Origin of the sequence: Pseudomonas fluorescens (assembly GCF_902497995.1) — a bacterium.
GTDB classification, from domain to species: Bacteria; Pseudomonadota; Gammaproteobacteria; order Pseudomonadales; family Pseudomonadaceae; genus Aquipseudomonas; species Aquipseudomonas fluorescens_BK.
In genome coordinates, this window is record NZ_CABVII010000013.1 from 77,518 (window position 1) to 99,911 (window position 22,394).

Sequence of the window (22,394 nt, forward strand, 5' to 3'; positions counted from 1 at the left end):
TGCGCAGGTTTGATCAAACCCTCACATTGCGTCCCGGCAATGTCGATCGCTGACTGCTTTCCCAATCCTCCACCAAACCCACCGGTGCATCGGACGCCGGCAGCATGTTGCGCCCGCGAACCAGATCCGAGGCGCGCTCGGCGAGCATGATGGTCGGTGCATTGAGGTTGCCGTTCGGTTCGGTCGGAAACACCGACGAGTCGATCACCCGCAAACCCGCGATGCCCCGTACCCGCAGTTCTGAATCCACCACCGCCATGTCATCCTCCCCCATCCGGCACGAGCCGCAAGGATGGTAGGTGCTCTCCAGGTTCTCGCGGACGAAGGCGTCGATCTCTTCATCGGTGTTCACCTGCGGCCCGGGTGCGATCTCGCCGTCGCGGAAGCGGTCCATCGCCGGCTGGCCGATGATCTCCCGGGTCAGGCGAATGCAGCGGCGGAAACCTTCGCGGTCCTCTTCCCGTTGCAGATAGTTGAACTGAATCTGCGGATGTTCGTAGGGGTCAGCCGAACGCACCCGCACATAGCCGCGGCTCTTGGGTTTGTTCGGCCCGGTGAGCACCATGAAGCCGTGGCCCTTGATCGGTTTGTTGCCGTCGTAACGCATGGCCGCCGGCAGAAAGTGGAACTGAATGTCCGGCCAGCGCAGGCCCTTGTCGGAGCGGATGAAACCACCGGCCTCGAAGTGGTTGGTGGCGCCGAGCCCGTCCTTGAACAACAGCCAGCGCAGGCCGATCATCAACTTGCTCAGGGGGTCCATTTTACTGTTGAGCGTCACCGGTTCCTTGCAGCCGAACTGGATGTAGACCTCGGCGTGATCCTGCAGATTCTCCCCTACTCCCGGCAGGTCATGGCGCACACCGATCCCGGCTTTGCGCAGGACCTCGGCCGGGCCGATGCCGGAGCGTTGCAACAAGTGTGGCGAACCGATGGGCCCGGACGATACCAGCACTTCCCGATTGCAATAGACCTGGTGAGTCTGGCCTTGGTGGTCGTAGCTGATCCCCACCGCGCGCTTGCCTTCGAGGATGATCTGGCGGGTCATCGCGTGGGTGATCACGGTCAGGTTCGGACGGCCCATGGCCGGGCGCAGATAGGCGTTGGCGGTGGAGCAGCGCACGCCGTTTTTCACCGTCATGTGCATGGCTCCAAAACCTTCCTGCATGAAACCGTTGCAGTCGTCGGTCTTGATGTAGCCCGCTTCGGCACCGGCTTCGACCCAGGCGCCATACAGCGGATTCTTCATGTGGTTGCCGTTGGTGGTGTGCAACGGGCCGGTGCTGCCGCGATAGCCGTCACCACCCTCCTCGTAATGCTCGGCCCGCTTGAAATACGGCAGGCAATTGCGGTAGCCCCAACCTTGCGCGCCGAGGGATTCCCATTCGTCGAAGTCATACGCATGGCCACGGATGTACACCAGGCCATTGATCGACGACGAGCCGCCCAGCACCTTGCCGCGCGGGCAGTGAATACGCCGGCCGTTGAGGTAAGGTTCCGGCTCGGTTTCGTAGCGCCAGTTGTACTTTTTGGTGTTCATCGGGATCGAAAACGCACTGGGCATCTGGATCACCACGCTGCGATCGCTGCCACCGAATTCCAGCACCAGCACTGAAGTGGCCGGGTCTTCGCTCAGGCGGTTGGCCAACACACAACCGGCCGAGCCTGCACCGATGATGATGTAGTCGTATTTTTGCGTAGTCATGGTTATCTCCCGGCCGTCGATTCGTTGAAGACCGGCAACGAGGGCTTGGTCAGCCGGTCGCCGGTGGTGTATTGGGGGGATGTTTTTTCGATGTGCTGGATGACGGTTTCTTCGCGCTTGAGGTCGATCGAGCGGCTCAACCAGTAGTAGGCCAGCCCCGAGACGATCAGCCCGACGAGCCAGGCGATGTCGATGCTGCCGAGCGCCTTGGCCAGCGGGCCGACATAGACCTCGCGCTGCTCGACGCCGTCGTAGATGTAGAAGAACGGGATCATCGAGATGAAGCCGATGGCGTACGCGGCAATGCCACGCAGGCCCCAACTGCCGTAGATATTGCCGTGGGGCATGAAGAAGTGCGGGATGGCGTAGCGGCCCTTGCGCACGAAGAAATAGTCGGTGAGGTTGACCAAGGTCCAGGGCACCAGGAAGTACAGCATCACCACCAGGTAGATGCCCAGCACCGACAGGCCTTTGCCCGAACTCTGGATGCTCAGGGCCACGCCCAGTTGCAGCAGGATCACGAACGCGATGGCCAGGATCCGCGCCCTGCGGGTCGGCTCGATATGCTTGATCGAGTCGACGCAGGTCAGGGTGGTCAGCTTGGCGCTGTAGATGTTCATCGCGATGACCGGCAGGAACGCCAGGATCGTGACCACCACTACGGCCGTACCCATGAACGGCGACACGGTGTTACCCACTTGACCAAGGGCGACCAGCACGTCGGTGGAATGCAGGTGATCGGCCAGCCAGCCACCCACGGAAATCATCCAGGCGCCGGACAACGAGGCACCGACAAACACCACCGCGATCAATTTACCGCTGGAGGTGTTCTTCGGCAGGTAGCGCGAATAGTCGGACACATAGGGCGCGTAGGCAATGTTGTAGCTCGCCGCCGCGGCGAACTGGGCGATGAAACCGGTCCAGTTGAAACCCAAAGGTGCGGGGGCCACTTCGCCGGCGGCCAGTATCGGCATCGGCGCATCGGGCACCCAGCCCATCAGCACCGCCAGGGTCACCAGGCCGTACAGCGGCAGCGACAGAAACAACGCCCATTTGAAACTGCGGTGCATCCAGTCATGACCGAGGATCGCCAGGACGGCAGCCGGTACCGTCACGGCCACCGCCACCACAATGGGGTTGAAGCCAAATAGCGTATGCAGGCCCTGCATCATCAATACCAGGTTGACGATGTTGAAACCGGCGAACACGAACAGCGTCGCCAGCAGCACCAGGATCACCCCGCGATAACCGAACTGCGCACGGGACTGGATCATCTGCGGCAGCCCCAGGTGCGGGCCTTGCGAACCGTGAAAGGCCATGAACAGAGTGCCGAACATGATGCCCAGCGTGCCGGCGAGCGTAGTCCAGAGCGCGGTCAGGCCGACGCTCGGACCCACGAAGCCGATGGTCATGGTGAAGAAGGTGAAATTGCCTAGAAACCAGAACGGCCCCTGGCTCGACAGTTTGTCAGTGCGTTCGCTCTCCGGGATGAAATCGATCGAATGCCCTTCGACGATGGGTTTGTTGTCGAGGATAGACAGGCTTGGGGCGGCTTTGGCGTCAATGTTCATGATGGGCTCTTATTTTTGGAAGATCATGACGGATAACTGCATTCTTTTCGGTGAACGCCTTTCCTGTGGGAGCGGCGATGCGGCGATCCGACTTGCTCGCGAAAGCGGCGTGTCAGTCAACATTGATGTTGAATCAGATGGCCCCTTCGCGAGCAAGCCCGCTCCCACACGGGTTGAGTCAGCCATGACTCAGGGCAGGGTGATCCAGACCGCCTTCGTTTCGAGCAGATAATCGAGCTGCTCCGCGCCCAGGTCCTTGCCGAATCCGGACTGCTTGTAGCCACCGAACGGCATCGACGGATCGAGGGTGCCATGGGCGTTGACGTAGACCGACCCCGCTTTCAACCGTGGGATCAGGCTGTGCACCTTTCCAAGGTCATTGGAATACAGTGCGGCCGCCAGGCCATAAGGCGAGTCATTGGCCAGGGCCAGCGCCTCTTCCTCATCGTCGAACGGCGCGGTCACCAGCACCGGGCCAAAGATTTCTTCCTGGACGATGCGCATGTCGTTGCGGCAATGGGCAAAAATGGTCGGCTCGACGAAGAAGCCGGGGCCATCCACAGGCTGGCCGCCGTAGATCAGTTCGGCGCCTTCCTGCTTGCCGGTTTCGATGTAGTCGGTCACTCGCTGCTGCTGCAACGCCGAGACCAGCGGGCTGATGAAGCAGTCGGGATCCAGACCCGGCGCCATCTTCAAGGTCCGGGTGTAGGCGACCAGTTCGCGCAGGAATTCGTCGTAGACGCTGCGATGAATATAGGCCCGCGTACCGGCATCGCACACCTGGCCCGAGTTGAAGAACACGCCGTTGGCGATGGCCTGGGCGGCGGCTTTCAGGTCGGCATCGGCCAGAACGATTACCGGTGATTTTCCTCCGAGTTCCAGGGTAAGTCGCTTCATTTCGTCCAGCGCCGCGCGGCCGACGGTGCGTCCGACCGGGGTCGAACCGGTGAAGGTCAGCTTGTCGATGCCCGGGTGGGTGGCCATGGCCGCACCGACCACACTGCCGCGACCGGTGACGATATTGATCACGCCGTCCGGGATGCCGGCTTCCTGCACCAGTTCAGCGAAACGCAAGGCCGACAGCGAGGTCAGTTCGGCGGGCTTGACCACCACGGTGCAACCGGTTGCCAGCGCCGCACCGAGCTTCCAGGCCATGGTCTGCAGTGGGAAATTCCACGGCACGATGGCGCCCACCACCCCCACCGCTTCCTTGCGCGTATAGGCCAGGTAGTTGCCCGGCAGCGACGGCTCGACGGTGCGCCCGTGAAGCTTGGTGGCCCAACCGGCGAAATAGCGCAGGGTATCGACCGTGCCCTGGATATCGACATCCCGGGCGAAGGCCGCTGACTTGCCCATGTCGATCGATTCGATTTCGGCCAGCTCGGCGGCGTTGCTTTCAATCAGGTCGGCCAGGCGTTGCATCATCCGTTCGCGCTCTGCCGGTTTGGCCTGACGCCAGGCGCCACCGTCAAATTGCGCGCGGGCGGCTTGCACCGCGCGATCCAGATCCGAGGGGGTGCCCATGGGAATACGGGTGATCAGGCCTGCGGTCGACGGCTCGATGACATCGGAAGTCTGCCCGTCGCTGGCCTCGACAAAGGCGCCGCCGATGAACATCTTCTGCGCCTTGCCGAGGAAGGTCTGGGTGGCTTCGGAGACGCCGAATTTCTGCAGGTAATTTTTGACGATCGTGTCCATTTTCATGCCCTCTGTGCGGCGGTCAGATCACGCCGAGGCCGTGGTGGTTTCGCTCAAGGCATGCCGCGCCCGGGCCCGCTCGTGGAAGATGAAACCGATGCTGTTGAGCAGCAGTTGCGCCGCCAGGATCGAGGTCATGCCGGTCGGGTCATAAACGGGCGCCACCTCGACCAGGTCCATGCCGACGATGTTGCCCTGGCTGCGTTTGGCCAGGGCCTGGATGATTTCCAGCACTTCGTAGTAGAGGAAACCGCCATGGCTCGGCGTGCCGGTGCCGGGTGCGATGGAAGGGTCGAAACCGTCGATGTCGATGGTGATGTAGTAGTTGATGTTCTGCGGGATCAACGCCAGCACACCGCCGACGCCCAGGCGGCGCACGTCGCGCACCGAGAGGATCTTCGAGCCGGCCGCATGGGCTGCTTCGTAGTCATCGCGATTGGAGGAAGACACGTTGCGGATGCCCATCTGGGTCATGCCGACGATGTGGTTCATTTCGGACGCGCGGCGCAGCGGGTTGCCATGGCCGTAGCGCACGCCATGGCGTTCGTCGACGAAGTCCAGGTGTGCATCGAAATGGATGATGTGAATCGGGCCACGCCCTTCGAAAGCCTTGATCACCGGGGCGTGCACCGAATGATCGCCACCAAGCACCACCGGCATGACGCCGGCATCGAGGATCTTGCGCACCGCATACTCGGTGTTCTGGTTGCTGGTGACCATGTCGGTATGGACGATATCGGCGTCACCCACATCCACCATGCGCACGTCGGCGGCGGTCAGGTACATGACGTCATCTTCGTGGTCGTAGGCACCGGCATGGCCGAAGGAGAACAGTGTCGATGCCTCGCGAATGCCCCGTGGCCCGAAACGGGCGCCGGAACGCCACTGGGTGCCCATGTCGTTGGGCACGCCGAGTACTGCGACGTCGGCATCCAGGGCATCCCAATCGGTGCACACCGGGGATTTGCCAAAGGTGCAGTGCCCCACGAATGGCAGGTTCAGACGACCGGATTCATAACCGTTATTCGACATTTCAAGCCTCTCCACTTCTTGTTATCGGCTTGGCGGACTGCAAGGCGACCGCCGTTGGAGTGACTATGGGCGCAGGTTTTCGTGGAAAAAATGCCAAACATCAGATACTCATATCGGCATTACCGATGCATCCACACGCCGGAGGTCCAAGGTGATCCAGCTCCACGATGTCGATCTGAAACTGCTCAGGGTGTTTGCCACGATTGTCAGGTGCGGCGGCTTTTCCGCCGCGCAGGCGGCGCTGAATGCCGGCCAGTCGACCATCAGCGAACAGATGACTCATCTGGAAACCCGGCTTGGGGTCAAACTCTGCCAACGGGGGCGCAGCGGCTTTCGCCTGACCGAGCAAGGCGTGGCGATCCATGAAGCCACCCAGCGCCTGCTCTCGGCGGTGGAAAACTTCTGCATGGACGCCGACGTGCTCAAGCAGCACATCAGCGGCAAGCTCAACCTGGGCATCATCGACACCACCATTACCGACCCGGACTCACCGCTGCCGCGCACCACCCAGCGCTTCGTGTCCAGGGGCCATGACGTGCACCTGAACGTGTACGTCGGCACCCCGGCGGAACTGGAAGAACGCGTACTCGACGGCCGCCTGCACCTGGCCATCGGGCACTTCCCGATCCACGTTCCCGGCCTGTTGCATTCACCGCTGTATCAGGAAGCCCTGGGGCTGTATTGCGGGCGGCGGCATCCGCTGTACGGCAGCAAGGCCGAGGGCGACGAACTGCTGGAAGAGATTGCCGCGAGCCGGATTGTGGTCAGGGGCTACATGCAGCAATACGACCTGGAACACCTGGGCGTCAGCAAGGCCGCGGCCACCGTGGACAACATCGAAGCCCTGGCCATCCTGCTGATCTCCGGTGCCTACCTGGGTTTCCTGCCGGTGCACTTCGCCACGCAGTGGGTCAAGACCGGCGAAATGCATCAGCTGGCGCCCACCAGCCTGCAACTGATGTCGCCGTTCGATGTGATCACCCGACGCGGCACTGCCCCGCCGCCGATCTTGCAGGCTTTTCTCGAGGACCTTGACGCCTGTTCTCGAAAGGCAGCCAGTCACTGACAGACACTGCTCGCCACAATTGAACAGTGCCCGGCATACTGATTGGCGCAGTCATCTCGTTCGCCACCTTGCAGGCCAGTCATGCGCATCCACGTCACCTTCATCGACCGCGTCGGTATCACCCAGGAAGTACTGGCCCTGCTCGGCGGGCGCAGTTTCAATCTGGATGCCGTCGAGATGGTGCCGCCCAACGTGTACATCGATGCCCCGACCCTCGGTGCCGATGTGCTGGAGGAACTGCGCGAGGCCTTGCTCGGCGTGCGGGGTGTGCAAGCGGTGACGATGGTCGACATCCTCCCGGGACAACGTCGCCGCCTGCAGCTGGATGCCTTGCTCGCGGCCAGCATCGACCCGGTGCTGGCCGTGGATGACCGCGGCCATGTGCTGCTGGCCAATCCCGCGCTGATCGCCCTTTGTGGCCGTGAGCCGGCGGGTGAGCCGCTGACGGCGCTGTTCGACGATCCCGACTTGCAACGCACACTGATCGAACACGGCTACCGCTTGCCCATGCACGAAGTCAGCCTCGCTGGCCAGACCTTGCTGCTCGACGCGATGCCGATCACCGATGCCGGCGCCCTGCTGACTCTGTATCAACCGAACCGCATCGGCGAACGCCTATCGGCGCTGCACCATGACCATGCCGAAGGGTTCGATGCGCTGCTGGGCGAGTCCCCGGCGATTCGCACCCTCAAGGCCCGCGCCCAGCGGGTGGCCACCCTCGATGCACCGCTGCTGATCCAGGGCGAAACCGGCACCGGCAAAGAACTGGTGGCCCGCGCTTGTCACGCCATCAGCACTCGGCGTGATGCGCCCTTTCTGGCCCTGAACTGCGCGGCACTGCCGGAAAGCCTCGCCGAAAGCGAGCTGTTCGGCTACGCCGCCGGCGCCTTCACCGGCGCGCAACGGGGTGGCAAACTCGGCCTGCTGGAACTGGCCGACCAGGGCACGGTATTCCTCGACGAAGTCGGTGAAATGTCGCCCTACCTGCAAGCCAAGCTGCTGCGCTTCCTGAGCGATGGCTGCTTCCGTCGGGTGGGTGGCGATCGCGAGGTCAAGGTCAACGTGCGGATCCTCAGTGCGACCCACCGTGACCTGGAGAAAATGGTCAGCGAAGGCAGCTTTCGCGAGGACCTGTTCTACCGCCTGAATGTACTCAACCTGCAAGTGCCACCGCTGCGCGAACGCGGCCACGACATCCTGCTGATGGCCAATCACTTCATGCAACAGGCCTGCGCACAAATCCAGCGCCCGGTCTGCCGCCTGGCGCCGGGCACGTACCCGGCGCTGCTCGGCAACCGCTGGCCAGGCAACGTCCGGCAACTGCAGAACGTGATCTTCCGCGCCGCCGCCATTTGCGAGAATCCGTTGGTGGACATCGATGACCTCGACATTGCCCGGACGGCCGTGGAGCGCAAGAACGACGGTGAGGTGGGCAGCCTGGAGGCGGCCGTCGGTGATTTTGAAAAGAACCTGCTGGAACAGCTTTACCGCAGCTATCCGTCGAGCCGTTTATTGGCTGCACGCTTGCAAACTTCGCATAGTGCGATTGCTATTCGGCTGCGTAAGTATGGGATTCCGGGGAAGCTTTGATGTGTTTGCTGATGACTTTTGCAGGCCTGTAAATCGACATACAAGAACATCCTCGTAATACCTTTAAACAAGGCCAATCGGTTGCCATTACCGGTCCCAGTGGTGCGGGAAAAACCACCTTGCTGGAAACGCTGGCCGGATTGAATGCTTCGGTCAGAAGTCAGTTGAGCATCGACGGCCTGCCGGTTTCCAGGTTGAGCGCCCTGACGCACTTGAGATGCCTGAGGTATTGTCCTCAATCACCGCAGTTTCTAGAAGGTCATCGTCATGCAGGACGGCGCGATTATCGACGACGGTCCCTGGTGTGAGTTGGTCCATAGGACGGCAATCAGAACACTGCTGAGCGACCTTCAACCGCGAGCGTGATGCTTTGGCGAAAAGCTGCTTGCGATAGCGTTGCAGCTGACCTGCCGACAGCGACTTGCATCGTGGTGTGTGTAAACCGCTACAGCGTATCGAATTCGATACAACTCTGCGCAGGCCCCGCATTCCTCCAGTTCGACTCCCTCTGTGTTCCAACTTCCACCGTACCTGTATTGATTTCAATACGCAAAGCTCAGTCATTTCTCACGAAAATATCTCAACTTATTGATTTTTAAAGAATAACTGTTATTGGCATCGCACTTGCTCGTCAACCTCCACTGCCGACCACAGCCGGGAAAAAAACGACTCATCACCCGGCGCGGGATAGCTAGAACACCGCATCCCTGTAGGAGCGAGGCTTGCCCGCGAAGCTTTTAGCGGTCTCAAGGGCCTCTTCGCGGGCAAGCCTCGCTCCCACAAGGGCATGTCATACCTTCCAAGAACAACAGAGGATTCCACCATGTTCAGCAAGCACGACCAGATCAAAGGCTACGACGACGAATTGCTGGCGGCGATCAACGCCGAGGACGCGCGGCAAGAGCACCACATCGAATTGATCGCGTCGGAGAACTACACCAGCCAACGGGTGATGGAGGCGCAAGGCAGCGGGCTGACCAACAAGTACGCCGAAGGCTATCCGGGCAAGCGCTATTACGGCGGCTGCGAGCACGTCGACGTGGTCGAGCAACTGGCCATCGATCGCGCCAAACAGCTGTTTGGCGCCGACTACGCCAACGTCCAGCCACACTCCGGCAGCCAGGCGAACGCCGCGGTGTACCTGGCGTTGCTGCAAGCCGGCGATACCGTGCTGGGCATGAGCCTGGCCCACGGCGGCCATTTGACCCACGGCGCCAAGGTCAGCTTTTCCGGCAAGCTCTACAACGCGGTGCAGTACGGCATCGACACCGACACCGGGCTGATCGATTACGACGAAGTCGAGCGCCTGGCGGTCGAGCACCAGCCAAAAATGCTTATCGCCGGGTTCTCCGCCTATTCGAAGACCCTGGACTTCCCGCGCTTCCGTCAGATCGCTGACAAAGTGGGTGCCTATCTGTTCGTCGACATGGCCCACGTCGCAGGACTGGTGGCGACCGGTTTGTACCCGAACCCGCTGCCGTACGCCGATGTGGTCACCACCACTACCCACAAGACCCTGCGCGGCCCTCGTGGTGGTTTGATCCTGGCCAGGTCCAACCCGGAACTGGAGAAAAAACTCAACGCCGCCGTGTTCCCCGGTGGCCAGGGCGGACCGCTGATGCACGTGATCGCCGCCAAGGCCGTGTGTTTCAAGGAAGCGCTGGAGCCTGCCTTCAAGACCTATCAGGCGCAGGTGATCCGCAACGCCCAGGCCATGGCGAAAATCTTTATCGACCGTGGCTACGACGTGGTGTCCGGCGGCACCGACAACCACCTGTTCCTGGTCAGCCTGATCCGCCAAGGCCTGACCGGTAAAGACGCCGACGCCGCCCTCGGCCGCGCCGGTATCACCGTGAACAAGAACGCCGTACCGAACGATCCGCAATCGCCGTTCGTGACCTCCGGCCTGCGCATCGGCACCCCGGCGATCACCAGCCGTGGTTTCAAGGAAGCCCAGAGCGTCGAGCTGGCGGGTTGGATCTGCGACATTCTCGATCACCTTGGTGATGCCGATGTCGAGGCCAATGTCGCCCGTCAGGCCGCTGCGTTGTGCAGGGATTTCCCTGTGTATCGCGACTGAATGTCAGCGGGAGGGCTGGTCCCTCCCGTTCGCGCAGACGGATGAACAGCGCCTTGAATTCAAGCGCGTAGACGCAGACTCGCGATCCTATGGGCAAACCTGACCGGAGCGCTCTATGATTGATCCCCATGACGACCACGCCGCCAATCCGCCAACCCTGCCCGCCCGGCGCCTGCGACTGCGGGCGTGACCCGCTGCTGGACACCCCGGGCGCGGACGTGCGCATTCTGTTCCTGACCCGCTCGGAGGAAAAGCGCCTGGTCGAGCGCCTGGAAAACCTGCAGAGCCTGAGCGACCTCGAACGGTTGCAGCAGCGGATGTACGAGCAGCTGGGTATCCGGGTGGAGATCGCCCCCGGGTTCAACGAAGTACGGACCATGCGCGGCATCGCCATTTCCATCGGCGAACTGCCCGGCTTGTGCCGCAAGACCCGGCAGTCGATTCCGGCGGCCATTCGCCGCGGTCTGGAGAAACGTCCCGAGGTTGCCTACGATCTGCTCAATGCCAACGACCTGTTGCGCGATGCCTGATCCTTGGCCCCGTTCCCGCGCCTTTTCTTGCAAAGACAACGAAACAGGATCAGCGGTCATACGCGGATTCTGGCCCGCTGCTATGCCTTTTCATGGGAGAAATCGTTTCAGGCCGGCCAGGATGAAGCCGGCAAGACAGGCGTGACCGTGGTCCCGGCGCCAGCCAGGTGCGCGAAGATCAACAGGTGCCAATCCGTAACGGGAGGTGGCGAATGTTATTCATGGTCAGTTGGACTATCAGCCCGCAAAACCGCAACAGCGTGATCCAGCGCTTTCTCGAGACCAAGGGGGCTCCACCCGAAGGCGTGAAGATGCTGGGGCGCTGGCACGCCGTCGGTGGCTCCAGCGGGTTTGGCATCGCCGAAACCGATGATGTCGTACAGATTCAGAAGTGGGTGCTGCAATGGAATGACCTCATGAACATGGAAGTCCATGCGGCGTTGACCGATGAGCAGGCGGCGCCGTTACTAGCAGCCGTTGTCAGCAAGCAATAGTCATCCGGGCGGCGGGCCCTGCTCGCCGTCCCTCCTCTCGAGCACCCTCCGGTATCTGTGGGAGCGGGCTTGCTCGCGAAGACGGCAGCCCATTTAGAATCGCAGTGACTATGAGACCGCTTTCGCGAGCAAGCCCGCTCCCACAGTGGATTTTGTCGGGCTCAGGTCTTGTGGACACCCACAAATCGTCCCGGAGTACGAGTCTCTACTTCTTCATCCCCACCCGCCGCCGCATCTCGGCGGTGATGGTCTGCCGGGTTTTCTTCAGGTCCGCCCAGGGTCCATCGCCCACCTCTGCCAGCCGCTCATGCACAGTGTGCACATTCCATTGATTCCCCCCCTTGAGCTCACCCACCTCCTCGCGAAAGACCGGCACCGACACCGGTAGCCCTTCGCGAGTCCGCACGGCGTAGGCGCAGATGGTGGTGGCTCCCAGTCCGTTGCGCAGGTAATCGATGAAGATCCGTCCGACCCGATTCTTCGGGCCGGAGACCGCGGAAAAACGATCCGGCAGCAATTTGGCCATGTGGCTGACGATGGCATGACTGAAGTCCTTGACCTCGTCCCAGCCCAGCTTGCGGGTCAGTGGCACCACCAGGTGAATGCCCTTGCCGCCGCTGGTCTTGAGGAAGGCCTTGAGCCCCAGTTCATCGAGCACCGAAAGCGTCAGTTGAGTCGCCTCGACCATGCGTTTCCAGGGCAGCGCCGGGTCCGGGTCCAGGTCAAGGACGAAGCGGTCGGGTTTGTCGAGGTTGTCGGATGTGGCGTTCCAGGTGTGCAGTTCCACCGTGCTCATCTGCACGGCGCCGATCAGGGCTTCGGCGTTGTTGATGATCATCACCGGTTGACCGGTGAGGGCCTTGTCCAGGGTGGTGATTCCCGCAATGGCCAGGCGTTCGGCGTTCTTCTGGAAAAACAGCTCGCCGGCGATGCCGTCCGGGGCGCGCACCAATGCCACGGGCCGGTCCTTGAGTTCGGGCAATATCCATTCGGCGACGCTGGCGTAATACTCGGCCAGTTGCACTTTGGTGGTGCCGCTGCTGGCGTCGATCACTCGGTCCGGGTGGGTGATGCGCACCTTGCCCTTGCCCAGGCCGATTTGTGAAGGTGCGGGTTCGATGGTTTTCATCTTGGTGGCTGGCTTTTCAGCGGCGCTTTTTTTGGTAGCGGCAGTTTTTGAAGCGGCAGTCTTTATCGCGGCAGCTTGCGCAGCAGCCGTCTTTGGAGCAGCAGTTTTCGCAGCAGCAGCCTTCGAAACAGCAGTTTTCGAGGTCGAAGTCTTCACGGCTTTCGGACGCTCCTCGGTAATGTCTTCGGCAGGTTTGTCGTCGCGCAGGCCATGGAACACCGCATGGCGCACCGAGCCTTCCTTGGTCATTTCGGCAAAGGCCACTTCCGCCAGCAGCGTCGGCTTGAGCCAATGCACGCCTTTGGCGTCGAAGCCAGTCGGTGGATTGACCACGGGCGGTTTTTTCACCTGCAAGGGTTTCAGTTGCTCGTGGATGTGTTTGAGCGTGGTCTCGTTGAAGCCGGTGCCGACCTTGCCGGCGTAGCGCAGTTCGCCACTGTCGCGGTCATGCAGCCCCAGCAACAAGGCCCCGAACCCATTGCGCGAACCTTTTGGATCGGTGAAGCCGACCAGCACGAATTCCTGGCGATGCTTGCACTTGAGCTTGATCCAGTCGCTGCTGCGCCGGGACACGTAGGGCGACCCCAGCCGCTTGCCGATCAGCCCTTCCATGCGCATCTGGCAGGCGCTATTGAGCAAGGCTTGCGGTTCTTCGCCAAACGCGTCGGAGAACCGCAGCAGCGGGTGTTCATTGGGTTTGAGAACTGTCGCCAGCGCGGCCCTGCGCTCCTCGACGGGCACTTCGCGCAGGTCCACGCCGTTGAGGTAGGGCATGTCGAACAGGTAGTACAGGATGGCGCCGCTGCGGCCGGAATCGAAGGCGTTCTGCAAGGCCTGGAAGTCCGGCACGCCCTGGTCGTTGGCCACCACCATTTCGCCGTCGAGCCAGGCTGATTCGAGGCCCAGTGCTGCCAGCGCCTGGACTTGTCCCGGCAGCTTGTGGGTCCAGTCGTGACCATTGCGCGTAAACAGTTGGACCTTGCCGTGGTCGATGCGCGCCATGATCCGATAGCCGTCGAACTTGATCTCATAGCTCCAGTCACCGTCCGGGGCCTTCTCGACCAGGGTTGCCAGTTCCGGCTTGAGCTGTTCCGGCAGTTTGGCTTTGCGGGCGCCGGTCAAAGGCGTCGCCCTTTCCTTGCGCGCCGCTGCGGCCGGTTTCTTCACGGGTTTGGGCTTGTCCGCAGTCTTCGATTTTTTGGGGACGATGGTCCGGTCACTGAGCACGCTGTCGGGCTCGGCGGCGACCACGTCGTACTCGCTTTCGGGTTTGGCCGCGCCGTCCTGGTGCTTGATCAGAAACCATTGCTCCTGCTTGCCCGGCATGTGCGTGCGCACCAGGTTCCACAACCCGCCGAGCTTCTCGCCCTGCAGCTCGAACTTGAGCTTGCCCTTGGCGTAGGCCTTGGCCGGATCCTCCTGGGGAATCCACACGCCACGGTCCCAGACGATCACGTCGCCGGCGCCGTAATGCCCTTCGGGGATGCTGCCCTCGAACGTGGCGTAGTCCAGCGGATGGTCTTCAACGTGGACTGCCAGGCGCTTGACCTTGGGATCGAGTGACGGCCCCTTGGGCACCGCCCAGCTTTTCAGGGCGCCGTCGAGTTCCAGGCGAAAGTCGTAATGCAGGCGCGAGGCATCATGCTTCTGGATGCAGAATTGCAGGGCATGGTCTTGCGCTTTTTTTTTGCGCGAGCGCTTGGCGGCCGGTTCAGAGGTCGCCGAGAAGTCGCGCATGCGGTTGTAATCGTCCAGATTCCTGTTCATGGCCCACCTGCAGGCGAGGTCACGATGCCCCCGATGCCGGGGCCGATGCGCGTGACGATCAACGCCACCACGGCAATCCGCTCCACGCGTTGATAGCCTTGGGTCAACAACTCCTCACCGAACACATCGGGGTCGAGTTCGCGGTACGTCCAGCCGAACAGCGGCGACTCAAGACGCGGGGTCAGTGCGGCCAGAAACGGGTCGCAACCATCGATCATCGCCACGCCGGTGTACAGCACCAGCGAGCCGCCGGGGGCCAGTCGATACAGGGCCTGCTCGACGATACGCAGCGACAACTGTTCGCCAAGCGCTCCGCCGCCGTGGCGGTAGGCACGCCCGGCGGGGTCGGCCATGTAGGGTGGATTGGCAACGATCAGGTCGAAGTTGCCGTCGACGTCCTGCAGCACATCGCTGGCTTCGATGCTGACGTTGGCCACTTCGGCGAGCGCGACGTTGACCGCTGTCAGGCGTAGCGCCGCCGGGTTGATGTCGACGGCCAGCACTTGGGCCTCACGACGCGCGCGGGCAATCACGATCGCTCCGACTCCGGCGCCACAGCCGATGTCGACCGCACGCCTGGTCGGCGCGAAGTTCTGTTGCAGATGCGTGTGAATCAGCTGGGCGAAACGGTAGGTGTCGGGGCCGAAGAACACCGCGTCAGCGGCATCGGTGGGGAACCCGGAATGCACGAACAGCAGATCATCGAGGCTAGACCAGCGCACACGACTTCTCAGCCGCCCATTGCTCTGCTCGAGGACGCCCGCTTGTTCCAACTGTCGCTGTTCGTCCACCGACAACAGGCCGGGCTCGAACGACCGCGACCAGCCAAAAATTTCGCGCAGGGTCCGGGCGCTTTGTCCGAACGCGCGATCATTGACCCGCTGGTGGGTCAGCGGCGTCGGCGTGATAAAACGGTAGCCGTCGGCCTGCAAGCGGCGACCCAGTTGCAGCAATGCCAGATCGGCAGCGCCCAGTTGTGCTTCCTGATTCATCACAGGCTCCCTATCGAAGGCTGGATTTGAGTTCGATAAACCGTCGCGTGGCCATCAGGCCAGCCGGGTGGGAATGCCGGTGGGCCGACAGCCATGGGATCAGCACCTGCATCTGCTCGTGGGCGGCCAGTCCCTCCAGCGCGGCGTGCAGGCTCGCGATATCCGGATCATTGGCGGGCACCGGCGGTTCTGCCGAGGCGCCAGTGCCCCGTCGCACCGCTGCGGGCAAATGCTCAGGTCTCCAGTTTCCGCCGATCCAGTCATGCAGCAACTGTTTTTCATAGGGGCTGAACACCCCGAACATGGCCGCGCCGTCGCCGTCGATCAATTGCCAGAAGCGGCTGGCCTGCGGGTCCTGGTGACGCTTGATCCAGCCCTTTTCTTCCAGGGCAGCGAGGAAGCCGGGCAACTGCCCGGGCGCCGACAACCATTGGTTGACGGTCTTGCCCTCGAAGCGACAGTAGTCGGAATGCATGTGCTGGCCGAACGGACGTTTACGTTCCAGCATGTCCAGCACTTCGCCGTACAAGTCGAAGGACTCGATAATCGCGCGGCTGCCCTGCCCCAGATCATTAAGCCGGTAGCCCCATGCGACCCGGCGCAAAAACGCCTCGCGATCACCTTCGATCGGCAGCAGCTGCAACACCGACTGCACAGCCTTGTGCGCATGGCCGGTGCTGGCATTGTCGATGGTCACGTGCAGGGTGAAGTAATACGGATCGATGCCCAGCTCGCCGAGTTCATAAGCACTGATCAACAAGTGCAGCGGCAGCACCTCGTAGCCGAGGTTGTAGCCGATCACCTCAGGCAGACACTCATCGCTGCATTCACCCAGCGCCAACTGCACCGCGCCTTGCAGGTAATACTCGTCAGCGATCACGCCGCTGTCCAAGCCATGCTCGGCGAGCAGTCTGCGGTAGATCACCACGTGGTTCTGCGCCGGATTGCCCTCGCCCAACTCTTCCAGGTAAGTGCAAATCAGGCCTTCGAAACGCGGGTCGCGCCAATGCCGCAGCAGGCCATACAGCCAGGCACCGTCCACCCGTTTGGTCGGGGCAACAGACTGCAGAAAAAACAGCGCGTGCGCCTTGTTGCTGAAGAACTGCCGCGGTCCGCCCTCCTTGCGCTGTTGCAGGTAGTCGGCGTATTGCCGGGCGACGGCGATGCTGTGTTGTTCGACAAAACCTTGCAATTCCGACAGGTCCTGCGGCAACTCGTCCGGCAGTTGCGCCGCTCGCTGCAACTGGGTCTGCAGAAAGCTTTGAGCGAGTGCATGCCGGTGCTGCGCACCGTCGCTCAGCAGCAGTTGCTCGTAGATTTGCTTAACGCTGCCGGCGCCGGGAATCGAATATTCGTGGGCAGGCCTGGATTCAAGTCGTGTCAGGGCAGTCATGGATGCATCTCTCGGTCTGAGGCCAGTGGCAGGACGCTGGATCAGCACGTCTCTACATCAGCAGAGCGACCGCTGCGCAGAAAAATTCCATTGGTGTTCAAAGGCCCCGGACAGACGGCTGCGGGTGCGGCACTTGGCTTGCACTGGAGTGAATATACTCAACGGGTGTGGACCCATCCTTCGGAGAGCGATCATGCGCACGGTTCATCTCATCGAGGCGGCTAACATCCCCGGGCCGGTCAATGTCGTGGGTGAGGCGATCACGATTCTCGCCGGTGGTGATCTGTCCAAGCCCTTTGAAGTGCATATTCAGCAAGGGGTGCAAGGCGGAGGGCCGCCGCCGCACTTTCATCCCTGGGATGAAGCCTTCTATGTCATCGACGGGCAGGTGGAAGTGACGGTCGAGGGCAAATCCAACACGGTTTCGAGCGGTGGTTATGTGCATATCCCAGCCGGGACCGTCCATGCCTACAAGAACCTCAGTACCTCGGCGAAGATGATTGGGGTGGTGTCCGATCCGCGGGGCGGGCAGTTCTTTGCGGCGATGGATCGGCTCAGGGTGCCGGAGGATTTAGCGCGGATATTTGAAGTGGCCGAGCGTTATGGGGTTACGTTTCTGGTGCCGAAACCATCCGGGATACCGTAGAAGTGGAGATTCAACAGGTTTACCGCGTTATCGTTCTTCGCGAGCAAGCCCGCTCCCACATTGAGTACGCGGTCAATGTGGGAGCGGGCTTGTTCGCGAAGGCGGCCTGACAGCCAACGTGGCTTTTAGGGTGCACCTCAAGCAACGCCACCCTTGGCCTGCTGCTCCAGATGCACCTGCAAGTCCGGATCAATGCCCAGCGCCGCAGCCAGTTCATCCAGATAACCGCGCTCGGCATCCTGCTGATCGTCCACCAGCATCACACTGGCCAGGTACATTTCCGCCGCCATGCCAGGGTCCGTGGCCGATTGCGCCACATCGGCGGCGGCCAGCGGCCGGGCGACTTCATCGTCCAGCCATTGCTGCAACTGCGGATCATCGGTGTGACGGCCGATCTCGGTGCTGATCATCTGTTTCTCGGCGTCATCGATCCGGCCGTCGGCCTTGGCCGCCGCAATCAATGCCCGCAGGATCGCATGACTGTGGTCTTCGACTTCCGGGCCAGACAGCAGGTCCACGGTACGCGGTGCCTGTTGCGGCGCCGCCGCCTGGCTGCGTTGCCAGGCCTGATACGCCTGGAACGCCATCATTCCCAGCGACGCCAGCGCGGCATAGTTGGTGCCGCCACCCGACCGGGCCCGGGTCGAACCACCCGAGGGTGAGCCGCCGCCCAGCAAACCGCCGAGCAAGCCCCCCAGGCCACCGGCACCGGCACCCGCACCGGCACCCCCGCCCAACAGGCCGCCAAGCAATCCGCCGAGGTCGCCAAGCCCACCCTGGGCCGAAGCACCGGGGCCGCCCTGTTGCGGCATCGAGCCCTGGCCGGCACCGCGCAGAAGTTGTTCGAGCAGATCGCTGGTGTTCATGACGGCATCCTCTTTGGTTGGAGTGATCCAGTCAGGCAACGATAGTCCTCGCCAGCCATTGCGCCACCACCGTTTGGCTGACGTGAAACCCGAGCCGTGCACTCTGCCTTCCATGGCCGCGCGACCTGCAGCGCGGGTCCATAATGCCTGCCGATTTATCCGGGGTATTTTTTGTGTGGCGCAGCTAAGATTCATGGGTGGTGAACCTTATTCCCGGATTCCCGGTCGATACCTGCAACCCGACCAGGTTTGCCGCCGCCCCCGATCGTGTGGGTGATGACTGGCTTGCTTCACATTCTGGAGAACGCCCCCGTGATTTCGACTCTACACATCGCCAGGCTCAAAGCATGGGGCGCCCATGGTTTTACCGCCACTGGCGTGGTCACCGCTTTCCTCGCGACCCTCGCGCTGCTGGAAAACCAGCCCACCAACTGCCTGCTGTGGCTGGGCGTCGCGCTGATCGTCGACGGGCTGGACGGCGCGCTGGCGCGCAAGGTCAATGTGCAGTCGGTACTGCCGAGTTTCGATGGCTCGGTCCTCGACCTGGTGATCGACTACCTGACGTATGTGTTTATCCCGGCGCTGTTCATCTATCGCTACATCCCGTTGCCGGACTACACGCTGCTGTTGACCGTGTCGCTGATTCTGGTCTCGTCGCTGTTCTGCTTCTGCAACGTCAACATGAAAAGCAAGGACAACTACTTCCAGGGCTTCCCCGCCGCCTGGAACGTGGTCGCCCTGTGCTTGTACATCATCGGTCCATCGCCATGGATCACCCTGCTCACCGTCATCGGCCTGGCACTGTTGACGGTGACGCGGATGAAATTCCTGCACCCGTTCCGCGTGCGCAAGTTCATGCCGATCAACATCGCGGTGACGGCCGTCTGGCTGCTGTGCAGCTTGTCGCTGGTGGTCAATCATCCGGTGATCAACCCGCTGGTCATGGGGCTTTGGCTGCTGATGTCGGCTTATTTCCTGGGTATCTGCATCTGGCGTACGGCGATGGAGTGGTTTGACACGTCGCGGCACAAGTAGGCCGCCATGCCCATTCATATCGTCCGGCTCGGCTCCCCGCGCCTGCCTGATGAAGGCCTGCGCATAGGCACGGTACGCCGCCCGCCGCGGGGCGTGCCGAAAGCCGAGTTTGCCAGCCGGGATTTTTATGATGTGTGGCAGCCGCTGCTGTCGCCCAGCGCGGAACTGGTTGCGCAAGCCAAGGCCGCGGAGGATCAGAAAGACTGGGATGCATTTCGACGCAAGTTCAAGGCTGAAATGAACCATCCCGCGCCCGGCCAGTTACTGGATCTATTGGCCGCCCTCTCCCATCAAACGTCGCTGGCTGTTGGGTGTTATTGCGAGGAAGAGGAGCATTGTCATCGCTCGGTGTTGCGCGAATTGCTGAAGGCGCGCGGCGCCAAGGTTGTATAGATGGCGCGAACACCACAATTCTCTATGGACTGACAGAGCGCCTTCGCGAGCAAGCCCGCTCCCACACTTGATCGGTGTCGTACGCGGTTTTTGCGGCTGACTCGATAGAATGTGGGAGCGGGCTTGCTCGCGAAAGCGGTCGCACAAGCAACCGGAGGCTCAGGGCGTAATCGCCACCTTCATCACCCCATTCCGCTGATGTGCAAACAGCTCATACGCCGTTTCAATGTCGTCGAGCTTGAACCTATGGGTCACCAGCGGCGACAGATCGACCCCGCCACTTTCCACCACCGCCATCAGTCGTCGCATCCGTTCCTTGCCACCGGGGCACAGGGTACTGACGATGCTCAAGTCCCCCAGGCCCGCGGCAAAGGCATCCAGCGGGATACGCAGGTCAGTGGAGTAAACCCCCAGGCTGGATAAACGGCCACCGGGGCGCAGCACCCGCAGCGCGGACTCGAAAGTGCCCTGGGTACCCAGCGCTTCGATGGACACGTCAACGCCACGACCCTCGGTCAGGGCCATGATCTGCGCGACCACGTCGCCATCCTTGAAGTTGATCACATGGGTCGCGCCCAACTGTCGCGCTACGCTCATCCGCTCGGGCACGGCGTCGACGCCAATGATGGTGGTCGCCCCTTTGAGGCGCGCGCCAGCCACGGCACACAGGCCGATTGGCCCGAGGGCGAAGACCGCGACCGTATCGCCGATGTTGACCTCGCCCCGCTCCGCGCCGGAAAAGCCGGTGGACATTATGTCCGGGCACATCAGCACCTGTTCGTCGCTCAGGCCGTCGGGAATCGGGCACAGGTTGGCCAGCGCATCCGGCACCAGCACGTACTCGGCCTGGCAGCCGTCGATGGTATTGCCGAATTTCCAGCCGCCAGCAGCCTTGAAGCCGTGGCGGGTGTCCGCGCCATCCTGTGAGCCGCAGCCACAGAGGCAGGCATAACTTTGCCCGCTGGGGGTGATGGCGCCGGCAATCACCCTTTGCCCCTCGACAAAGCCGCGCACCTGAGAACCGAGCCGTTCGATGATGCCCACCGGTTCGTGACCGATGGTCAGCCCTTTGGCCACGGGGTATTCGCCACGCAGGATGTGCACGTCGGTGCCACAGATTGTGGTGGTGGTAATGCGGATCAGCGCATCCAGCGGCCCGACTTCGGGGATAGGCTTGTCGTCGAGCACGATGCGGTTTTTCTCAACGAATATCGCGGCTTTCATGGTTGCCATGGCAGTTCTCCCAAGTGTGCGCGTGCGCATGAGTTCAGCACAAACCACAGCCTGCACCGGGCTGACGGACGGGAGGTTGATCATGGTCAATACTTAGGGGATTGAATGGCTATGAAATGACTGCACATCGGGCGGCAAAGTCGGAACCCCTGGTCGTTACAGCGGTGCCGCCACCTGCTCGTCAACCCCCGGGAGGTTCGTCATGTCTGAGCAATCACGATTCATGCTGGTCGCCTCGCCCCTGATGGAACACAGCCCCGCCTTCGACCGCGCCGCGGCGCTGGCCAAGGCCGAAGATGCGGCGTTGCACATCGTCGCTTTCGATTATCTGGAGGGTCTGGCGACTGCCAGTCTGGTCAACGAAAAGGCTCTGGAGCAGATGCGCCTGGGTTACGTCGACCGCCATCGCCAGTGGCTGGAAGAACAGGCCCGTCCCCTGCGCAAGATCGGCGTGCACGTCACCACCGAGGTCGCCTGGGTCGAACGTCCGTTGGAGGAAATCCTGCTGCACCTCAAGGAGCAGCCGATGGACGTGCTGATCAAGGCGCTGGAGCACGAATCGCTGTGGTCACGGCTGATGTTCACCCCGCTCGATGTGCATTTGCTGCGTGAGTGTCCGGTGCCTTTACACTTCGTCAGCCACGCGGTGCACGCCTTGCCCCGCAAGATCGTCGCTGCGGTCGACCCCTTCCATCGCGATGACCACTACAAGACCTTCAACGACCGGATCCTGCATGAAGCGGCGAAACTGGCCAGCGCCTGCAATGCCGAGCTCGACGTGGTGTATGCCTACGATCTTTCCTCGATCAGTGCGGACGAGTTCGGCTTCGACAATGGTTCGGCGTTTTTCTCGTCGGGCAAGGCCAAGACCCTGTACGACTATCAGGAAGACGCCTTCCACGAACTGGCCGAGCGCAACGGCATCGCGCCGGAACAGCGGCACATGATCATGGGCAGTCCGGGCAAGGTCCTGATCCGCTTTGTCGAGGCCTATGACACCGATGTGATTGTCATGGGTCGGGTCGGCCATCGCGGGCTGGGCCGGCTGATCGGCAGCACGGTGGAGCACCTGCTGTACAAAATGCCGTGCAGTGTGTGGGTGGTGTATACCGAGCGGCTGGATGAGTGAGTAGTCGGCCAGGCACCGCATACCAATGTGGGAGCGGGCTTGCTCGCG

At 61.9% G+C, this 22,394-nt stretch carries 19 protein-coding genes; 10 read left to right on the forward strand and 9 right to left on the reverse strand.

Going from position 1 to position 22,394, the window contains the following annotated elements; translation table 11 throughout:
• Positions 1 to 13: 13 nt before the first annotated feature.
• The 4 genes from betA to speB all read right to left on the reverse strand — a co-directional run bounded on the left by betA (position 14) and on the right by speB (position 6,003).
• Complete coding sequence (betA, locus tag F8N80_RS16580) at positions 14 to 1,702, reverse strand: choline dehydrogenase (RefSeq protein ID WP_150747571.1); 1,689 nt, start codon at positions 1,700 to 1,702, stop codon at positions 14 to 16.
• A 2-nt stretch (positions 1,703 to 1,704) separates the two neighbouring features.
• Entirely contained in the window at positions 1,705 to 3,273 is a 1,569-nt protein-coding gene (locus tag F8N80_RS16585) for a purine-cytosine permease family protein (RefSeq protein WP_150784295.1), read from the reverse strand.
• A gap of 189 nt (positions 3,274 to 3,462) precedes the next feature.
• Positions 3,463 to 4,971, reverse strand: coding sequence for an aldehyde dehydrogenase family protein (locus tag F8N80_RS16595; protein ID WP_150747573.1), 1,509 nt, complete (start codon positions 4,969 to 4,971; stop codon positions 3,463 to 3,465).
• A gap of 27 nt (positions 4,972 to 4,998) precedes the next feature.
• The gene (gene speB, locus F8N80_RS16600; protein ID WP_150747574.1) at positions 4,999 to 6,003 is read right to left on the reverse strand and encodes an agmatinase; all 1,005 of its coding nucleotides are present in this window, start codon (positions 6,001 to 6,003) and stop codon (positions 4,999 to 5,001) included.
• Positions 6,004 to 6,154: 151 nt separating this feature from the next.
• On the opposite strand from speB, the gene F8N80_RS16605 reads away from it, so the two are divergent.
• The 6 genes from F8N80_RS16605 (at position 6,155) to F8N80_RS16630 (ending at position 11,763) form a co-directional block, all read left to right on the forward strand.
• On the forward strand, positions 6,155 to 7,069 hold the full coding sequence (locus F8N80_RS16605) for a LysR family transcriptional regulator (RefSeq protein ID WP_150747575.1): 915 nt from the start codon (positions 6,155 to 6,157) through the stop codon (positions 7,067 to 7,069).
• A gap of 81 nt (positions 7,070 to 7,150) precedes the next feature.
• Positions 7,151 to 8,659, forward strand: coding sequence for a sigma-54-dependent transcriptional regulator (locus F8N80_RS16610; protein WP_150747576.1), 1,509 nt, complete (start codon positions 7,151 to 7,153; stop codon positions 8,657 to 8,659).
• A 38-nt stretch (positions 8,660 to 8,697) separates the two neighbouring features.
• Positions 8,698 to 8,967 carry an ATP-binding cassette domain-containing protein gene (locus F8N80_RS16615; RefSeq protein ID WP_224790707.1) on the forward strand — a complete coding sequence of 90 codons (270 nt, stop codon included), beginning with the start codon at positions 8,698 to 8,700 and terminating at the stop codon, positions 8,965 to 8,967.
• A 515-nt stretch (positions 8,968 to 9,482) separates the two neighbouring features.
• Positions 9,483 to 10,739: a serine hydroxymethyltransferase gene (gene glyA, locus F8N80_RS16620; protein WP_150747577.1), complete on the forward strand. Its 1,257-nt coding sequence runs from the start codon at positions 9,483 to 9,485 to the stop codon at positions 10,737 to 10,739.
• A 128-nt stretch (positions 10,740 to 10,867) separates the two neighbouring features.
• Positions 10,868 to 11,269, forward strand: a complete 402-nt coding sequence (locus F8N80_RS16625; protein ID WP_150747578.1) for a hypothetical protein — start codon at positions 10,868 to 10,870, stop codon at positions 11,267 to 11,269.
• A 212-nt stretch (positions 11,270 to 11,481) separates the two neighbouring features.
• A complete protein-coding gene (locus tag F8N80_RS16630; protein WP_150747579.1) occupies positions 11,482 to 11,763 on the forward strand; it encodes a DUF3303 domain-containing protein in 282 nt (93 codons plus the stop codon).
• Between the two features lie 205 nt (positions 11,764 to 11,968).
• On the opposite strand, the gene ligD is transcribed toward F8N80_RS16630, so the two are convergent.
• From ligD to F8N80_RS16645, 3 genes are read right to left on the reverse strand one after another with little or no spacing between them, the layout of a single operon-like run.
• Complete coding sequence (gene ligD, locus F8N80_RS16635) at positions 11,969 to 14,659, reverse strand: DNA ligase D (protein WP_150749141.1); 2,691 nt, start codon at positions 14,657 to 14,659, stop codon at positions 11,969 to 11,971.
• The gene (locus tag F8N80_RS16640) at positions 14,656 to 15,651 is read right to left on the reverse strand and encodes a methyltransferase (protein ID WP_150749142.1); all 996 of its coding nucleotides are present in this window, start codon (positions 15,649 to 15,651) and stop codon (positions 14,656 to 14,658) included. The genes ligD and F8N80_RS16640 overlap by 4 nt, the downstream gene beginning before the upstream one ends.
• Before the next feature lie 10 nt (positions 15,652 to 15,661).
• Positions 15,662 to 17,044 (reverse strand): iron-containing redox enzyme family protein, encoded by a 1,383-nt coding sequence (locus F8N80_RS16645; RefSeq protein WP_150749143.1) that lies wholly within the window; start codon positions 17,042 to 17,044, stop codon positions 15,662 to 15,664.
• Between the two features lie 193 nt (positions 17,045 to 17,237).
• Here F8N80_RS16645 and F8N80_RS16650 point away from each other — a divergent pair, with 193 nt between their 5' ends.
• Positions 17,238 to 17,690: a cupin domain-containing protein gene (locus F8N80_RS16650; protein ID WP_150749144.1), complete on the forward strand. Its 453-nt coding sequence runs from the start codon at positions 17,238 to 17,240 to the stop codon at positions 17,688 to 17,690.
• A 137-nt stretch (positions 17,691 to 17,827) separates the two neighbouring features.
• Here the strand turns inward: F8N80_RS16650 and F8N80_RS16655 are convergent, their stop codons facing one another.
• Complete coding sequence (locus F8N80_RS16655) at positions 17,828 to 18,556, reverse strand: tellurite resistance TerB family protein (RefSeq protein ID WP_150784296.1); 729 nt, start codon at positions 18,554 to 18,556, stop codon at positions 17,828 to 17,830.
• A 312-nt stretch (positions 18,557 to 18,868) separates the two neighbouring features.
• Here F8N80_RS16655 and pcsA point away from each other — a divergent pair, with 312 nt between their 5' ends.
• Together pcsA and F8N80_RS16665 are read left to right on the forward strand one after the other, a co-directional pair.
• Positions 18,869 to 19,591, forward strand: a complete 723-nt coding sequence (gene pcsA / locus F8N80_RS16660; protein ID WP_150746100.1) for a phosphatidylcholine synthase — start codon at positions 18,869 to 18,871, stop codon at positions 19,589 to 19,591.
• Between the two features lie 6 nt (positions 19,592 to 19,597).
• Positions 19,598 to 19,984: a DUF488 domain-containing protein gene (locus tag F8N80_RS16665; RefSeq protein WP_150746099.1), complete on the forward strand. Its 387-nt coding sequence runs from the start codon at positions 19,598 to 19,600 to the stop codon at positions 19,982 to 19,984.
• Positions 19,985 to 20,143: 159 nt separating this feature from the next.
• On the opposite strand, the gene F8N80_RS16670 is transcribed toward F8N80_RS16665, so the two are convergent.
• Positions 20,144 to 21,217: an NAD(P)-dependent alcohol dehydrogenase gene (locus tag F8N80_RS16670; protein WP_150746098.1), complete on the reverse strand. Its 1,074-nt coding sequence runs from the start codon at positions 21,215 to 21,217 to the stop codon at positions 20,144 to 20,146.
• Positions 21,218 to 21,419: 202 nt separating this feature from the next.
• Here F8N80_RS16670 and F8N80_RS16675 point away from each other — a divergent pair, with 202 nt between their 5' ends.
• Entirely contained in the window at positions 21,420 to 22,346 is a 927-nt protein-coding gene (locus F8N80_RS16675) for a universal stress protein (RefSeq protein WP_150746097.1), read from the forward strand.
• The last annotated feature ends 48 nt before the right edge of the window (positions 22,347 to 22,394 follow it).

Coding starts and splice junctions, on each gene's coding strand:
- betA (WP_150747571.1), bottom strand. CDS start 1,702: ATGACTACGCAAAAATACGACTACATCATCATCGGTGCAGGCTCGGCC.
- F8N80_RS16585 (WP_150784295.1), bottom strand. CDS start 3,273: ATGAACATTGACGCCAAAGCCGCCCCAAGCCTGTCTATCCTCGACAAC.
- F8N80_RS16595 (WP_150747573.1), bottom strand. CDS start 4,971: ATGGACACGATCGTCAAAAATTACCTGCAGAAATTCGGCGTCTCCGAA.
- speB (WP_150747574.1), bottom strand. CDS start 6,003: ATGTCGAATAACGGTTATGAATCCGGTCGTCTGAACCTGCCATTCGTG.
- F8N80_RS16610 (WP_150747576.1), top strand. CDS start 7,151: ATGCGCATCCACGTCACCTTCATCGACCGCGTCGGTATCACCCAGGAA.
- glyA (WP_150747577.1), top strand. CDS start 9,483: ATGTTCAGCAAGCACGACCAGATCAAAGGCTACGACGACGAATTGCTG.
- F8N80_RS16625 (WP_150747578.1), top strand. CDS start 10,868: ATGACGACCACGCCGCCAATCCGCCAACCCTGCCCGCCCGGCGCCTGC.
- F8N80_RS16630 (WP_150747579.1), top strand. CDS start 11,482: ATGTTATTCATGGTCAGTTGGACTATCAGCCCGCAAAACCGCAACAGC.
- ligD (WP_150749141.1), bottom strand. CDS start 14,659: ATGAACAGGAATCTGGACGATTACAACCGCATGCGCGACTTCTCGGCG.
- F8N80_RS16640 (WP_150749142.1), bottom strand. CDS start 15,651: ATGAATCAGGAAGCACAACTGGGCGCTGCCGATCTGGCATTGCTGCAA.
- F8N80_RS16645 (WP_150749143.1), bottom strand. CDS start 17,044: ATGACTGCCCTGACACGACTTGAATCCAGGCCTGCCCACGAATATTCG.
- F8N80_RS16650 (WP_150749144.1), top strand. CDS start 17,238: ATGCGCACGGTTCATCTCATCGAGGCGGCTAACATCCCCGGGCCGGTC.
- F8N80_RS16655 (WP_150784296.1), bottom strand. CDS start 18,556: ATGAACACCAGCGATCTGCTCGAACAACTTCTGCGCGGTGCCGGCCAG.
- F8N80_RS16665 (WP_150746099.1), top strand. CDS start 19,598: ATGCCCATTCATATCGTCCGGCTCGGCTCCCCGCGCCTGCCTGATGAA.
- F8N80_RS16670 (WP_150746098.1), bottom strand. CDS start 21,217: ATGGCAACCATGAAAGCCGCGATATTCGTTGAGAAAAACCGCATCGTG.
- F8N80_RS16675 (WP_150746097.1), top strand. CDS start 21,420: ATGTCTGAGCAATCACGATTCATGCTGGTCGCCTCGCCCCTGATGGAA.